An 18,128-nucleotide genomic window follows, 5' to 3' on the forward strand; every position below is an offset into this window, starting at 1 on the left:
ACTTTTGTGGAAGTGATGCGGAAAACGCAGGAACAGGCACTGGCCTCGGGAGCCTATGACAGCTTCCCGCTGTATGAAATTCAGGCATTGACCGAGCAGAAACAGAACTTGATTAACCACATTATGGTATTTGAGAATTATCCGGTAGAGGAGCAAGTTGAGCAGCTTAGTGAAGTTCGTCCGTCCGCTTTTGAAATTACGAATGTAGAGGTTGTCGAGCAAACGAATTATGATCTGGACTTGATTGTGATGCCAGACGAAACCTTCCGCATCATGTTCAGATACAACGCCAATGTATACGATCGGTCTACGATAGAGCGAATGCAGGGACATGTACTGCATGTCATCGAGCAAATCGTGAATAATCCGTATATCCGTGTGAATGAACTGGAATTGGTAACACCAGAAGAACAAACACAGATCGTTCAGGTCTGGGGGGATACGGCGGCAGCTTATCCGCAGGAGCAGACGTTAAGTGCGCTGTTCGAGGAACAGGCGGCACGAACACCGGATCAGGTGGCGGTGCTGTTTGGAGCAGAGACGTTGACCTATCGCGAGCTGAACGAGCGGGCGAATCGTCTGGCGCGGACGCTGCGTGCAGAAGGAGTGAAACCGGATCAGCCAGTAGGCATTCTGGTACAGCGTTCGCTGGACATGATCGTAGGCATTTATGCGATCCTCAAGGCAGGCGGAGCATATGTACCCATCGATCCAGAATATCCGGCGGACCGCATCCGCTTTATGCTGGAGGACTCGGAAGCGAAGCTGGTGCTGACGCAATCGCATCTGACGGAGCAAGCCTCACGGAGTTTCGATGGCCAGGTGCTGGTGCTGGATCGCGAGGACATTTACCACGAAGACGGCTCGAATTTGGAGCCACTGGCTGGGCCACACCATGTAGCCTATGTCATCTATACCTCTGGCTCCACAGGAAAACCGAAGGGCGTGATGGTGGAGCACCATTCCGTGCTGAACCGGATTTTATGGATGCATGATCGTTACGGCTTGAGTGCGGAAGATACGATCTTGCAAAAGACGGCCTTCACCTTCGACGTGTCGGTGTGGGAGTTGTTCTGGTGGTCGATGGTCGGCTCGAAGGTGAGTCTGTTGTCGGTAGGCGGGGAAAAGAACCCGGAAGACATCGTCGACACGATTGCCCGCGATGGCGTGAGCACGATGCACTTTGTTCCCGCCATGCTGCATGCGTTCCTGGAGTACGTGGAGCTGCAGCCTCGGGAAGTGATGCAAACGAAGCTGGCAACGCTGCGCCATGTCTTTGCCAGCGGCGAAGCATTGCCGCCGCAGCATGTCGCCCGGTTCCAGCGGCTGGTGTCGAGCTTGGCCGGAACGAAGCTGATCAACCTGTACGGTCCAACCGAAGCGACGGTGGACGTATCGTACTTCGATTGCGAGCCTAATGAAACCTATACGGTCATTCCGATCGGGAAACCGATTCAAAACATTCGTCTGTACATCGTGAAGGAAGGCACGGAGCAATTGCAGCCGATTGGGGTTGCGGGCGAACTGTGCATCGGCGGTGTCGGCGTAGCACGGGGCTATCTGAACCGACCGGAGCTGACGGCCGAGAAATTCGTTGCCGACCCGTTTGCCGATGGGGAAGCAGGCTATGAACGGATGTACCGCACAGGCGATTTGGCGAGATGGATGCCGGACGGCAACATTGAATATCTGGGCCGGATCGACCATCAGGTGAAAATCCGGGGGTACCGAATTGAGCTGGGCGAGGTTGAATCGCAGCTGCTCCAAGTGGAATCGGTACGCGAAGCCGTGGTCACGGCGCGTGCGGATGAGACGGGCCAAAAACAAATGGTGGCGTACTATGTCGCCGGGCAAGAGATGGGTGCCAGTGAGCTGAGAAGTGAGCTGGGCCGAGAACTGCCAAGCTACATGGTGCCATCGTACTTTGTACAGCTGGAGCAGATGCCACTGAGTCCAAATGGCAAAATTGACCGCAAAGCCCTGCCAGCACCGGAAGGCAGCCTGCAAACCGGAGCGGATTATGTCGCACCACGGACGTGGGTGGAAGTGAAGCTGGCACACATTTGGCAGGATGTGCTGGGTCTCGCGCAGGTCGGCGTGAAGGAAAACTTCTTCGAGATTGGCGGACATTCGCTGCGGGCGACGACACTGGCCTCGAAGATTCACAAGGAGCTGAACAAGCCGCTTCCACTACGCAGTATTTTTGAAGCACCAACGATTGAGCAACTGGCAACGGTGTTAGAAAGTCTGGATCAAGTAACCTATGCGTCCATTCCAGTAACGGAAGAACGCAGCTTCTACCCGTTATCTTCGGCGCAAAAACGACTGTATGTGCTGCATCAGTTTGATCCAAGTGATGTGAATTACAACATGCCGTCGGTGCTGCAAGTGAGTGGTCCGCTGGACGTAAAACGAGTAGAAGACGTGTTCCGTCAACTGATCGCCCGCCATGCAACCTTGCGTACCCGCTTTGAGCTGGTGGACAATGAGCCGATGCAATGGGTTGAGGACACCGTGCCGTTCGAGGTGGAATATACGAAGGTACAAGCAGAGGGTGCGACTACGGATACAAATCAGGACACATCTACAGATTTGGATACAGCTACGGACACGACGGTCAGCCAGGAAGCACAAGAACGGGTACGGCAGTTTGTGCGTCCGTTCGATCTGAAAGCTGCACCGCTGCTGCGGGTGGGCTTGGTGGATCTGGGCGCACAAGGAGCAGAGCAGGAATCCCAGCATTTACTCATGCTCGACATGCATCATATCGTCTCGGATGGTGTGTCGATGGAGGTACTGACCGATGAATTTGTCCGCTTGTATGGCGGTGAAAAGCTATTACCATTGCGTATTCAGTACAAAGACTATGCGGTATGGCAGCAAAGCGAAGCCCATCAGGAGTGGATGCAGCGTCAGGAAGCGTACTGGCTGGGTACCTTCCGGGGCGGCGTGCCTGTGCTGGATCTGGCAACCGACTTTGCCCGTCCGGCGGTACAGAGTACGGCAGGGGATACGATCGAATTCGGACTGGAGCGTGAAGTTAGCGAACGCCTGAAAGAACTGGCTTCGCAAACAGGTTCAACCTTGTATATGGTGCTGCTGGCGGCGTACACCACGCTCTTGCATAAATACACAGGCCAAGAAGATATCGTAGTCGGCACGCCGATTGCTGGAAGACCACATGCGGAACTGGAGAGTCTGGTAGGTGTCTTCATCAACACGCTGGCAATCCGCAATTATCCGTCTAGCGACCAATCGTTCCTGGATTATCTGCAAGAGGTGAAGGAGCATGCGCTCAGTGCTTATGAGCATCAGGACTATCCTTTTGAAGAGTTGGTTGAAAAGCTGAATTTGACGCGGGATACGAGCCGGAATGCGCTGTTTGACACGATGTTTGAGTTGAAAACATTGGAGCAGCAGGAGTTGCATTTGGAAGGTCTGACCTTACATTCGTATCCGCTGGAGAATCATACGGCCAAATTTGATCTGAGCTTGGATGCAATAGAGCAGCCAGAAGGCATTCTGTGCCGTCTGGAATACAGCACGGCGCTGTACAAGCCTGAGACGATTGCGCGATTGGCGCAGCATTTTACCGAACTCGTACGTGCAATTACCCTGCATCCACAGCAGCCACTGGCAGCTTTGGATATGGTACCTGCTGAGGAAAAAGCACAAATCATCTATGGTTTTGGAAATGTGGGGGTATCGGATGCTGCTGCTGAAGCAGGAGCCTTATTCCACACCTATGTGGAAGAACAGGCGCAGCTTGTGCCGGATCGCGTGGCGGTGGTGTACGAGGAGCAGCAACTTACGTACCGGAAACTGAACGAGCGCGCGAACCAATTGGCGCGGAGATTGCGGAATGAAGGCGTTGGACGTGAGTCGATGGTTGGCATTTTGAGTGAACGTTCGGTGGATATGCTGGTCGGCGTATTGGCAGTGTGGAAGGCAGGAGGCGCCTATGTGCCGCTGGATGCGGATTATCCGTCCGAACGAATTCGCTTTATGCTGGAGGACAGTGGTGCGGGGGTACTGTTGACCCAAACGGGCTTGCAGGAGCGTGCGCAGGTCTTGACCGGAGGGCAGTTTGAGGCTGAGTTAGAAACAGCGGCTGGAGCTGAAACGATGGAATCAGGTACTCTCCATGGAACCCTGAATGGAACAGCAGATTCGCCACCTGACAGCGAAGCAGCATCCGAATCCGCAGCGAACTTGCGTCTGCATACCGTGCTGGTGCTGGACGATGAGTCGCTGTACATCGGAGACACCACCGATATCGAGCCTATTAACGAACCGCAGGATCTGGCGTATGTGATTTACACGTCTGGGACAACAGGACGTCCGAAAGGGGTCATGATCGAACATCACAGCTTGGTGAATACGGCTGCGGCGTATCGTCGGGATTACCGTCTGAACGAGTTCCCGGTACGACTGCTGCAGCTGGCGAGCTTCTCCTTCGACGTGTTCGTCGGGGATATCGCGCGGACGCTCTATAACGGCGGCACGATGGTTATTTGTCCGAAAGATGACCGGATTGATTTTAGCCGTTTGTATGGCTGGATTCGCGATTACCAGATTACCGTATTCGAATCGACCCCGGCCCTGATCGTACCGTTTATGCAGTATGTGTATGAACAGGGGCTGGACATGAGCAGTCTGGAACTGCTGATTACCAGCTCGGATAGCTGCAGTGTGACGGATTACCGGGTGCTGCAAGAACGATTTGGCGCGGATATCCGCATTATGAACAGTTACGGCGTCACGGAAGCGGCGATTGACTCCAGCTTCTACGATGAAGAGCTGTCGAAGCTGCCAAGCAGCGGCAATGTGCCGATTGGTCAGGCGTGGCTGAACGCCCGCTTCTACATCGTGGACAGCCAGCTGAATCCGGTGCCGATCGGCGTACTAGGTGAACTGTGCATTGGCGGAGCCGGGGTGGCACGAGGCTACCTGAATCGTGCAGACCTGACCGCCGAGAAATTCGTAGCGAATCCATATGTAGCGGGTGAACGATTGTATCGCACAGGCGATTTGGCGCGTTGGATGCCGGATGGCAATGTGGACTTTATCGGCCGGATGGATGATCAGGTCAAAATCCGGGGCTTCCGGATTGAACTCGGCGAGGTGGAAGCACAGCTGCTGACCGTGGACGGCATTCAGAAAGCCATCGTCACCGCCTGGGAAAACGAAGATGGAGACAAGGATTTGTGTGCGTATGTCGTAGCCTCTGAAACGCTGAATTTGCCCGAGCTGCGCAACATGCTGCAGCCCAAGCTGCCGGGGTATATGATCCCGACATATGTCGTACAACTGGATCATTTCCCGCTGACACCAAACGGGAAAATTGACCGCAAAGCGTTGCCTACGCCGGAAGCGCGCCTCGAAGGAGGCACGGCGTATGTTGCGCCGCGGACATTGCTGGAAGAGCAACTGGTACGTATTTGGCAAAGCGTTTTGAATCACCCGCGGATAGGCATCCAGGATAACTTCTTTGAAGTGGGAGGACATTCTCTGCGCGCGACAACACTGATGGCGAAAATCCATCAGGAGCTGAATTACAAGCTGGCGCTGCGAGATATTTTCCAATATCCGACGATTGAGCAACTGGTGCAGGTGATGGGAGAAGTTCAGACACAGCAAACGTATGTATCCATCCCTGTTGCGGAGGAACGTGCATATTATCCGGTTTCCTCGGCGCAAAAACGGATGTACGTGCTGAGTCATTTGGAAGGCGGAGAGGTTAGCTACAATATGCCAGGCGCTTTGATCATTGAAGGTTCCTTGGATAAAACGCGACTGGAGCAAGCCTTCCGCCAGCTGATTGCCCGTCATGAAGCCCTGCGAACCCGATTCGACATGGTGGATGGCGAGGTGATTCAACGGATTGAATCGGGCGTCGCATTCAACGTGGAGCATGTGCAGGCAAGCGAAGAAGAGACCCAGCAGTACGCACAGGACTTTGTACGTGCATTTGATCTCGCACAAGCACCGTTGCTGCGGGTTCAGCTGGTGGAAACCGGACCGGAGCGTCACGTCATGCTCTATGACATGCACCATATTATTTCGGATGGCGTGACTGAAGGAATTATCGTGCAGGAGTTCTCTCAATTGTATGAAGGCAAGGAACTGCCGCCTCTGCGCATCCAGTACAAGGACTATGCGGTTTGGCAGCATGCCGATATGCAAAGTGAACGTCTTCGTGAGCAGGAAAGCTACTGGCTGGACACGATGGCTGGTGACATTCCAGCACTGGATATGCCAACGGATTTTGCAAGACCAGCCGTACAGCGTCTAGAAGGAGATCGATTGGAATTTGCGATCAGCCTGGAGGACAGCGAGCAGTTGAAACAGCTGGCCGCGCAAACCGGCTCCACCTTGTACATGGTGTTGCTGGCCGCATATAGCACGCTCTTGCATAAATATTCGGGGCAGGAGGACATCATCGTCGGCACGCCGATTGCCGGAAGACCGCATGCGGAACTGGAGGGCTTGGTAGGCGTATTCCTCAACACGCTGGCGATCCGCAATTATCCGGCTGGCGACAAAACGTTCCTGGATTACTTGCAAGAGGTCAAAGAGCATGCGCTCAGTGCTTATGAACATCAGGAGTATCCTTTTGAAGAACTGGTTGAAAAGCTGAATTTAACGCGGGATACGAGCCGGAATGCGCTGTTTGACACGATGTTTGAGCTGAAAACATTTGAACAGCAGGAGTTCGAGCTGGAGGGTCTGACCTTTAAAACGTATCCGACGGACAATCATACGGCCAAATTTGATCTGACCTTGGATGCAGTGGAGCAGCCGGAAGGCATTCTGTGCAGTCTGGAATACAGCACGGCGCTGTACAAGCCTGAGACCATCGCGCGATTGGCACAGCATTTTACCGAACTCGTACGTGCAATTACGCTGCATCCGCAGCAGCCACTGGTAGCTTTGGAGATGGTAACCGTCGAGGAAAAGGCACAAATCATCTACGGTTTTGGAGATGTAGGGGTATCGGATGTTGCTGCGGTAGAAGCAGGAGCACTGTTCCATACCTTTGTGGAAGAACAAGCGCAGCTTGTACCGGATCATGTGGCGGTGGTGTACGGGGAGCAGCAGCTTACGTACCGCACACTGAACGAGCGTGCGAACCAATTGGCCCGTAGATTGCGGAATGAAGGCATTGGACGCGAATCGATGGTCGGCATTTTGAGTGAACGTTCAGTGGACATGCTGGTCGGCGTATTGGCGGTATGGAAAGCTGGAGGCGCGTATGTGCCGCTGGATGCAGATTATCCGTCCGAACGCATTCGTTTCATGCTGGAGGACAGCGGTGCGACGGTACTGTTGACCCAAACGGGCTTACAGGAGCGTGCACAGGTCTGGCTGGATGAAAGCGAAGCTACAGTCGAACCTGCAGCGCACTTGCGTCTGCATACCGTACTGGCGTTGGACGATGAGTCGCTGTACATCGGGGATACCACAGACGTCAATCACATCAATGAACCGCAGGATCTGGCGTATGTGATCTACACCTCCGGGACAACGGGACGTCCGAAGGGCGTCATGATTGAGCATCGCAGCTTGGTGAATACGGCTGCAGCTTATCGCCGGGATTACCGTCTGAACCAGTTCCCGGTACGGTTGTTGCAACTGGCGAGCTTCTCCTTCGACGTGTTCGTCGGGGATATCGCACGGGTGTTCTATAACGGCGGAACGATGGTTATCTGTCCGAAAGATGATCGCATCGACCCAAGCCGTCTATATGGCTGGATTCGCGACTATCAGATTACGGTGTTCGAATCGACTCCGGCCCTGATCGTACCGTTTATGCAGCATGTGTATGAACAGGGACTGGACATGAGCAGTCTGGAACTGCTGATCACCAGCTCGGATAGCTGCAGCGTGACAGACTACCGGGTGCTGCAAGAGCGGTTTGGCGCGGATATCCGCATTATGAACAGCTACGGCGTCACGGAAGCGGCGATTGACTCCAGCTTCTACGACGAAGAATTGTCGAAGCTGCCAAGCAGCGGCAATGTGCCGATTGGCCAGGCGTGGCTGAACGCACGGTTTTACATCTTGGACAGCCAGTTGAATCCGGTGCCGATCGGCGTACGGGGCGAGCTGTGCATTGGCGGTGCCGGGGTGGCACGAGGCTACCTGAATCGTGCGGACCTGACAGCCGAGAAATTCGTGGCCAATCCGTTCGTGCCAGGTGAACGACTGTACCGCACAGGCGACTTGGCGCGGTGGATGCCAGACGGCAATGTGGACTTTATCGGCCGGATGGATTATCAAGTGAAAATCCGGGGCTACCGGATCGAGCTGGGCGAGATTGAAACGGCGATCCAGCGGGTGCCGGGTGTGCGTCAAGCGGTAGTCATCGACCGGACAGATGAGCGTGGACATAAGTATTTGTGCGGATACATCACAGGAGAAGCCGAGCTGCGGATCGAGGAGGTACAGGCCGAACTGGAAGCCGGGCTGCCAGCGCACATGGTGCCTGCACGTTTGATGCGACTGGAGACGATCCCCCTGACGAGCAACGGCAAAATTGACCGCAAGGCCTTGCCGGAACCGGAAGGAAGCATCCATACGGGTGCAGCTTATGTCGCACCGCGTACCACGGTGGAGCAAGTACTGGCTGCGGTATGGGCCGGAGTACTCGGCGTGGAAGCGGTAGGCACGCAGGATAACTTCTTTGAACTGGGTGGCGATTCGATCAAAGCCTTGCAAGTATCCTCCCGATTGCTGCAAGCAGGTTATCGACTGGAGATGAAAGACCTGTTCAGTCATCCAACCGTGTCTGCCTTGGCACTGAAAGTCCAATCGGTGACCCGATTGGCGGATCAGAGCGAAGTGGTGGGCGCTGTGAAACTGACACCGGTGCAACAATGGTTCTTTGAGCAGAACCTGACGGATGCTCATCATCATAACCAGTCCATTATGCTGCATAGCAAGGACGGTTTTGATGAACCGGCATTGCGCACGGCGATGGATCAAATCGTTAGCCATCACGACGCACTGCGTATCATTTTCCGTCCTAGTGAGCACGGTTATGAAGCCTGGAACCGCGCGATTGGGGAGGGCGAGCTGTATACGCTGGAACGTATGGACTTCAGCCATGAGACTGAGGTGGCAGCGGCGATCGAGGCCAAAGTGAATGAAATTCAGGCGGGCATTCATTTAAGCGAAGGACCGCTGGTGAAGCTGGGGCTGTTCCATTGTCCCGATGGAGATCATTTGCTGATGGCGATTCATCACTTAGTGGTGGATACCGTATCTTGGCGCATTTTGTTCGAGGATATTACGACCGCCTATGAGCAGGCATTGAACGGACAAGCAGCTCGTCTTCCGCACAAAACGGATTCGTTCCGCATCTGGGCGGATGGGCAGTCTCAATATGCCAACAGTCCGGCCATGGCAGCAGAACTCGCATTCTGGAGGGAAATGGAACATGGTGTATATCAGCCGCTTCCAAAAGACGAGTCCCCTTCTCATTCCTTGAATAGGGACAGCGAGAACATTACAGTTACGTGGACAGCTCAGGAAACGGAGCAGCTGTTAAAACAGGCGCATCGTGCCTACAACACGGAGATGAATGATGTGCTGCTTACCGCATTGGGGCTGACGATTCATCGCTGGGCGGGCCTGGAACGAGTGCTCGTGAGCCTGGAAGGCCATGGACGGGAATCCATTTTGCCAGAACTGGATATTACGCGCACCGTGGGCTGGTTTACGACCCAATTCCCGGTTGTGCTGGATATGAGCGTGGGGCAAGACCTTTCACAGCGCATCAAACATGTGAAAGAAGGACTACGCCGCATTCCGCAAAAGGGCATTGGCTACGGTATGTTGAGATACCTGTCCGCAGCACGTGAGCAAGAGCGTTTTGTAACCGAACCTGAAATCAGCTTTAACTATTTGGGACAATTTGACCAAGATATGCAAAATCAATCCATTGGTGTATCTCCTTACGCTAGCGGTGCAGAACTTAGCGCCCATGCAGCCAGATCGCACACGCTGGATATGAACGGACTGATTTCGGAAGGCGAACTGCAATTGACGATCAGCTACAGCAAGCAGGAATATCGTCGTGAAACGATGGAGCAGCTAGCTGAAGAGTTTAGAATCAGTTTGCAGGAAATCATTGCGCATTGCACAAGCCGCAAACAGCAGGAGCTGACGCCAAGCGATGTCATGCTGAAACATGTAACCATGGCCGAGCTGGATCAATTGGTAGAACGGACTCGTGACATGGGGGAACTGGAAAATGTCTATGCGCTGACGCCGATGCAAAAAGGCATGTTGTTCCATAGTCTGATGGATGCAGAGTCAGGTGCTTATTTTGAACAAACGACCTTTGATTTGCACGGACGCTTCCAAGCGGATATTTTCCAAGATAGCTTGAATCATTTGGCGCAGCGGCATGAAATATTTAGAGCTAATTTCATCAGCGGTTGGCAGGATGAGCCTGTGCAGGTCATTTTCCGCCGTAAGGATGTTGGTTTCAGATGTGAAGATTTGCGTCATCTGAATGAGCAGGAGCGTGACGCGTATGTGAAGGAATTTATTCGCAAGGACAAGGCAGCCGGGTTCGATTTGTCCCGGGATGCGTTGATGCGCGTGGCGATTTTACGAACAGGCGACGAGGATTATTATTTTGTGTGGAGCTCTCATCACATCTTGATGGATGGCTGGTGTGTGGCGTTAGTCACGGATGAGGTGTTTGAGGCTTATTTTGCAGCCGTGGAGCATAGACAGCCGAAGCTTGCCCCCGTGACTCCATACAGTCAGTATATTGAGTGGCTTGAAGCACAGGATGTAGAAGCCGCAGCTGCGTACTGGAAGGATTATTTGCTCGGCTATGATCAGCAAACTTCGATTCCGACCGGAAAAGTAGGCGTGAAAGCGGACGGTGCACAATTTGAGCATATCCTGTGCGATCTGGGCAAGGATTTGACCGGACGTATGGAAATGGTGGCCAAGCAGCATCACGTGACCCCGAATACATTGCTGCAAACAGCCTGGGGATTGCTGCTCCAAAAGTACAACGGTAGTGACGACGCTGTTTTTGGCGGTGTAGTGTCTGGTCGTCCAGCGGATATTACGGGGATCGAAAATATGGTGGGCTTGTTCATTAACACCATTCCAATACGTATCCGCAGTGGGGCTGAGGACACCTTTGCTGACATGATCAGAACGAATCAGCAGCAGGCGCTGACTTCTCAAGATTATGAAACGTATCCGCTGTATGAAATTCAAGCCTTGAGCGAGCAAAAGCAAGATCTGATCAACCACATTATCGTGTTTGAAAACTATCCGGTGGAGGAGCAGGTCGAGCAACTTGGCGAAGGTGCAGAGTCGGATTTTGAAATTCTCAATGCCGGCATGATTGAACAAACCAACTATGATTTCAATCTGGTCGTTATGCCGCAGGAAGCGATGAAAATCCGATTTGAATACAATGCGAAGTTATATGATCGTGAAGCCGTTGAACGGACTCAGGGCCATCTGATACAGCTGTTGGAGCAGGTGGTGGCGAAGCCGGACATTCGAGTGCAGGAGCTGGATGTGGTAACCGCGCAGGAGCGTGAGCAAATTCTCCGCGTATGGGGAAATACAGCCGCCGAGTATCCAAGCGGGCAAACGATCCATGGCTTGTTCGAGACACAAACGGCGCAGACACCGGAGCAGCCAGCGTTGTTCTTCGAAGGAGAGCAGCTGACCTATCGCGAGCTGAATGAACGTGCGAATCGTCTGGCGCGCACCTTGCGTAGTCAAGGCGTGACGAAGGATCGACTGGTGGGTCTGATGACCGAGCGTTCGGTAGACTTGATCGTGGGCATCTTCGGGATTTTAAAAGCCGGGGGTGCATATGTCCCCATCGATCCGACGTATCCAGAGGAGCGTATCCGCTACATGCTGGACGACTCAGGAGCGAAGCTGTTGTTAACGCAAAACCATCTGGTGGACAAAGCAGCTTTTGACGGTAACGTGCTGGTGCTGAATGGGGTACAGGGTGTGTATCACGAGGATGCTTCCAATCTGGAACTGTTGTCTGGTCCGAACGATCTGGCCTATGTCATTTATACGTCGGGTACGACGGGGCAGCCGAAGGGCGTTATGGTGGAGCATCACGGGCTGTGCAATCTGAAAACGTATTTTGATCAGACGCTCAAAATCCGTACGTCGGATCATGCGTTGCTATTCGCCAGCTATTCGTTTGATGCGGCTTGCTGGGAAATCTTCCAGGCGCTGTTCTGCGGAGCCACGTTGTATGTACCAACGACAGAGACGATTTTGAACTACGAGCGGTTTGAGCAATATATGGCGGATCATCAAATCACGGTAGCAGCTTTGCCGCCGACCTATGCGGTGTATCTGGAGCCAGAACGGATGCCAAACTTGCGTATTCTGTTTACGGCGGGTTCTGCATCCTCAACCGAGCTGGTATACAAGTGGAAGGATCAAGTGGCGTACTACAACGGTTACGGTCCCACCGAAAACTCGGTGGCGACGTCCATCTGGCCCGTATCCGAGGATGATAGAGCCGGACAGCTGATTTCTATCGGACGCCCTGTGCCGAATCACCGGGTATACATGGTGGATGTGCATGGACATTTGGCTCCGGTAGGCGTAGCGGGTGAACTGTGCGTGTCCGGTCCGGGTCTGGCTCGGGGTTATCTGGATCGCCCAGAGCTGACGGCTGAGAAATTTATACCAAATCCGTTTGCGGCTGGTGAAGCCGGCTACGAACGAATGTACCGTACGGGTGACTTGGCGAGATGGATGCCAGACGGCAACATCGAATATTTGGGCCGGATCGACCATCAGGTGAAAATCCGGGGCTATCGGATCGAGTTGGGCGAGGTAGAGGCACAAATTTTGAAGGTGGAGGACGTACAAGAGGTCATCGTACTGGCACAAGCGGACGAACAGGGGCAAAACCAACTGGTGGCGTACTATGTTGCTGAACGGGAAGTAAGCGCTGGTGAGCTGCGTAGCTTACTGGGCGAGGAGCTTCCAAACTACATGGTGCCTTCGTATTTGGTACAGCTGAAGCAGATGCCGTTGACACCGAATGGTAAAATCGACCGCAAGGCACTGCCAACATCGGAAGTCAACCTGCAAAGCGGAGCCGATTATGTCGCACCGCGGACGTGGGTGGAAGTGAAGCTGGCGCAAATTTGGCAGGATGTGCTGGGTCTGGCGCAGGTCGGTGTGAAGGAAAACTTCTTCGAGATTGGCGGACACTCGCTGCGGGCGACGACGCTGGCCTCGAAAATTCACAAGGAGCTGAACAAGCCGCTTCCACTGCGCAGTATTTTTGAAGCGCCAACGATTGAACAACTGGCAGTCGTACTAGAACATCTCGATCAAGTAACATATGCGTCCATTCCGGTGACGGAAAAACGCAACTTCTACCCGCTTTCCTCGGCGCAAAAACGACTGTATGTGCTGCATCAGTTCGACCCGAATGATGTGAACTACAACATGCCGTCGGTGCTGCAAGTGAGCGGACCGCTGGATGTGAAACGGGTAGAAGACGCGTTCCGTCAATTAATCGCCCGTCATGCGACCTTGCGTACCCGCTTTGCACTGGTGGACAGTGAGCCGGTGCAATGGATTGAGGACACCGTGCCGTTCGAGGTGGAATATACAAAGGTACAGGTAGAGGGTGCGACTGCGGATACGATGGTCAGCCAGGAAGCACAAGAACGTGTCCAGCAGTTTGTACGTCCGTTCGATCTGCAAGCCGCTCCGCTGCTGCGGGTAGGCTTGGTAGATTTGGGTGTACAAGGAACCGAGCAGGAACCGCAGCATTTGCTCATGCTCGATATGCACCATATCGTCTCGGATGGTGTGTCCATGGGAGTACTGACCGATGAATTTGTCCGCTTGTACGACGGTGAAGAGCTTTCGCCATTGCGAATACAGTACAAGGATTATGCGGTATGGCAGCAAAGCGAAGCCCATCAAGAGTGGATGCAACGTCAGGAAGCGTACTGGCTCGACACCTTCCGGGGTGAACTGCCTGTGCTGGATCTACCGACAGACTTTGCCCGTCCGTCGGTACGAAGTACGGCAGGCGATACGGTGGTGTTCGGGCTGGAGCGCGAAGCTAGCGAACGCCTGAAAGAACTGGCGGCGCACACAGGCTCGACGTTGTATATGGTGCTGCTGGCAGCGTACACCGCTCTCTTACACCAATACAGCGGGCAAGAAGATATTGTAGTCGGCACACCGATTGCAGGACGACCGCATGCAGATTTGGAACCGATCCTCGGGATGTTCGTCGGTACGTTGGCATTGCGAAACTATCCGACAGCGGAACATACCTTCCGCAGCTACGTGGAAGAAGTGAAAGTTTGTGCTCTGCAAGCCTATGAACATCAGGACTATCCATTTGAGGAACTGGTGGAAAAGCTAAATGTGAAGCGGGATATGAGCCGCCATCCGCTGTTCGATACGATGTTTACCCTGCAAACCACCGAGGAAGGCGAACTGCAACTGGCAGATCTGAGCTTCCGTCCATACGGCTTGGAACAAACGCCAGCGAAGTTTGATTTGACGCTGGAAGCCAGAGAGGAAGAGGCAGGCATCCAGTTCGGATTGCAGTATGCAACTGCGTTGTACGAGCGCGAAACGGTAGAACGGATGACGCGTCACTTTGTTCGCTTGGCCGAAGCGGTGGCGGCGAACCCGGATGCGAAGCTGGGTGAGCTGGAGTTGATTACGGCGGAAGAAACCGTGCAGATTCTGAAGGTGTTCAATGATTCGAATGCGCACAGCCTGCTTGGAGCATTGCAAGGCCGTTCGCTCAGCGAACGCTTTGAAGAGCAAGCGAAGCGCAACCCTGAGCGGATAGCAGTTGTGTCTGGGGCCACCGCGCTGACCTACACTGAGCTGAATGAGCGTGCGAACCAATTGGCTCGTGTGTTACGAGCGGAAGGGGTCGAAGCAGATCAACCGGTTGGCGTATTGCTGGAACGTTCTGCGGATATTCTGGTGAGCATTCTGGGGGTACTTAAGGCCGGAGGCGCATATGTACCAATGGATACGATGTATCCACAGGAGCGCATCGACTACATGCTCCAAGACAGTGGGGCCAAGGTCGTGATTACAAGCAGAGTTGCCAACCTGTCGCTCAGCTTGCCATCCACAGTTCGAGCTGTAGTCTTGGATGACGAGGACGTTCAAGCTCAACTGGGAGCACAGGATGCGAGCAATTTAATCCCTGTCGCCCGCCCGCATAACCTGGCCTATATGATTTACACGTCAGGTACCACCGGCCAGCCGAAAGGGGTCATGATCGAGCAGGGCAGTGTTAGCAATCTGGTAGATGCTTTATTGGAGCGAGTATACAGCCGTTATGAACAGCCGCTTCATGTCGCATGGCTGTCGGCATTTGTATTTGACGCTTCAGTGAAGCAAATCTTTGCCAGCTTGCTGTTAGGCCACACCCTGCACGTGGTGTCCCGTGACGTCAGTCTGAGCGGAGAGCATTTGATCGCCTACTACCGTACGCACCGGATTGATCTGTCGGACGGCACACCTGCGCATCTGCATATTTTGAACGAAAGCGTCAATGTGACGGAAGCGCCGGAGGTGAAGCATTACCTGATCGGTGGCGAAGCATTATCCGTGCAGCTGGTAAATGTGTTCCTGCACAAGTGGTCCGGGTATCGTCCGGTGATTACCAACGTGTACGGTCCGACCGAAACCACGGTAGATGCGACTGCTTATACGATTGAAGATGTGGAAGCCCTGAACGCACTGCTGGAAAAAGGGGAGCATACGGTATCCATCGGAACGCCGATAGCGAACCAGTCCGTGTACATCTTGAACAGCCAGCAACAGCTGGTACCGATCGGGATCGCAGGTGAGCTTTATATCGGAGGTGCAGGTGTAGGACGAGGATACCTGAACCTGCCGGAGCTGACGGCAGAGAAGTTCGTCCTGAATCCGTTCGCTGATACGGCAGCAACCGATCAAGCGGACAGCACTCACGCAAACCGGATGTACCGGACGGGCGACCTGGCACGGTGGTTGCCAGACGGCAGCATTGAGTATTTGGGCCGGATCGACCATCAGGTGAAAATCCGGGGTTACCGGATCGAGCTGGGCGAAGTGGAAGCGCAGCTGCTGACCGTGGATGGCATTCAGAAAGCCGTGGTCACAGCATGGGAAAACGAAGACGGACACAAGGACCTGTGTGCCTACATCATAGCTTCAGAGTCCCTGAGTTTGCCGGAGCTGCGCAATGCGCTGCAGCCGAAGCTGCCGGATTACATGATCCCGACGTATGTGGTACAACTGGATCGTTTCCCGCTGACACCGAACGGGAAAATCGACCGTAAGGCGTTGCCGGCACCGGAAGCACGTCTCGAAGGAGGCCTGGAGTACGTTGCACCGCGGACGCCGCTGGAAGCCAAACTAGCCCAAATCTGGCAGGATGTCTTGAAACTGTCCAGCGTAGGAGTCACCGACTCATTCTTTGACGTGGGTGGGCACTCCCTGCGGGCAACGACGCTGGTGGCCAAAATCCATCAGGAACTGGACAGCCGGATTACGCTGCGTGAGGTGTTCCAACACTTTACGATTGAGCAGCAAGCCCAGCTCATCGCAACGCACGGGACAGACACCTATACGGTGATCCCTGCGGCGGCGCAACAGGCGTACTACCCGGTTTCCTCGGCTCAAAAACGACTGTACATTTTGAGCCATCTGGAAGGTGGGGATCTCAGCTACAATATGCCGGGTGTATTAACCGTGGAGGGGCCACTTCAGGCCGATCGGCTGGAAGATGCGTTCCGTCAGTTAATAGCCCGCCATGAAACGCTGCGGACTTCCTTTGAAATGGTGGAAGGCGAGGTCGTTCAGCGCGTTTACGATCAAGTGGAGTTTGCAGTAGAGCGCCTGCAGGCTAGGGAGTCCGAAGCCGAAGCTTATATCGAGTCCTTTGTACGCAGCTTTGATCTTCGCCAGGCACCACTGCTGCGTGTTCGTCTCATTCAAACTGGACCAGAGCGCCATCTCCTGATGTACGACATGCACCATATTATTTCAGACGGTGTATCGTCTAACAATATCGTGCAGGAGCTGGTACAACTGTACGAAGGGCAGGAATTAAAGCCGCTGCAAATTCAGTACAAGGACTATGCCGTATGGCAGCAGCAGGAGACGCAGCGTGAGTCATACCAACGCCGGGAACACTTCTGGCTGGAGCATTTAGCCGGAGAATTGCCGGTACTGGATTTGCCAATTGCTTATCCTAGACCTGCTGTTCGCAGCTTCGAGGGTGCGATGTATGAATTTACAGTGGACGCGAATGTATCCGAGCAACTGCACCGAATTGCGGCACAAACCGGAAGTACACTGTACATGGTGCTGTTGAGTGCCTACACCATTCTGCTGTCCAAATACAGCGGTCAGGACGATTTGATCATCGGTACGCCGGTAGCAGGCCGCTTGTTGCCTGAACTGGAGCCACTGATCGGAATGTTCGTCAACACGCTAGCCATCCGGCATCAGCCGAAGGGCAACCAACCGTTCCACAGCTACTTGCTAGAAGCCAGAGATCGTACGCTGCAAGCCTTTGAGCATCAGGATTATCCACTGGAAGAGTTGGTGGAAAAGCTGGATGTAGCACGGGATGCAAGCCGTAACCCATTATTTGACACTATGTTTGTACTGCAAAATACGGAGTCACAGGAAGCGAAGCTAGAAACGCTGTCCTTCAGTCCATATGTTCAGGAGCACAGCATCTCCAAATTCGATTTGACCTTGTCTATGAGTGATGAAGACGGGGAAATCAAGGGTTCCTTTGAATATTGCACGAAGCTGTTTGGAGCCGACGCTATTGAGAGATTAACCAGAGATTTGATAGCGATCCTGTCCCAGGTTGGGATCAATCCAGATTTGCTGTTAAGCGATATTCAGGTGAACTCGGACGAGCAACCGGAAGGCTTCTCGCCGGATTCCATCGACTTTGTTTTCTAAATCCGTTTTCTAAATGCAATGAATTCACTTTGCGTGTGCAGAGGGCGGCGGCTTGTCCGACTGCCCTTGCCTGCAAAGTATTCTTTTTCTGACACAACGCTCATGTATGTAACAACGCACCATCCAACCGGGGGGAA

At 53.7% G+C, this 18,128-nt stretch carries 1 protein-coding gene (cut by a window edge); it reads left to right on the forward strand.

Annotation, left to right across the window (positions count from 1 at the left end):
- Nucleotides 1-17,991 carry the 3' portion of a non-ribosomal peptide synthase/polyketide synthase gene (locus tag ACYCSE_RS21480; protein WP_459699796.1) on the forward strand. Its footprint begins 24,237 nt before the window's first position, so only the last 17,991 of its 42,228 coding nucleotides appear in the window; its start codon lies off the left edge, out of view; its stop codon occupies nucleotides 17,989-17,991.
- Nucleotides 17,992-18,128 lie beyond the last annotated feature (137 nt).

It is taken from the genome of Paenibacillus sp. SEL1 (assembly GCF_054602535.1).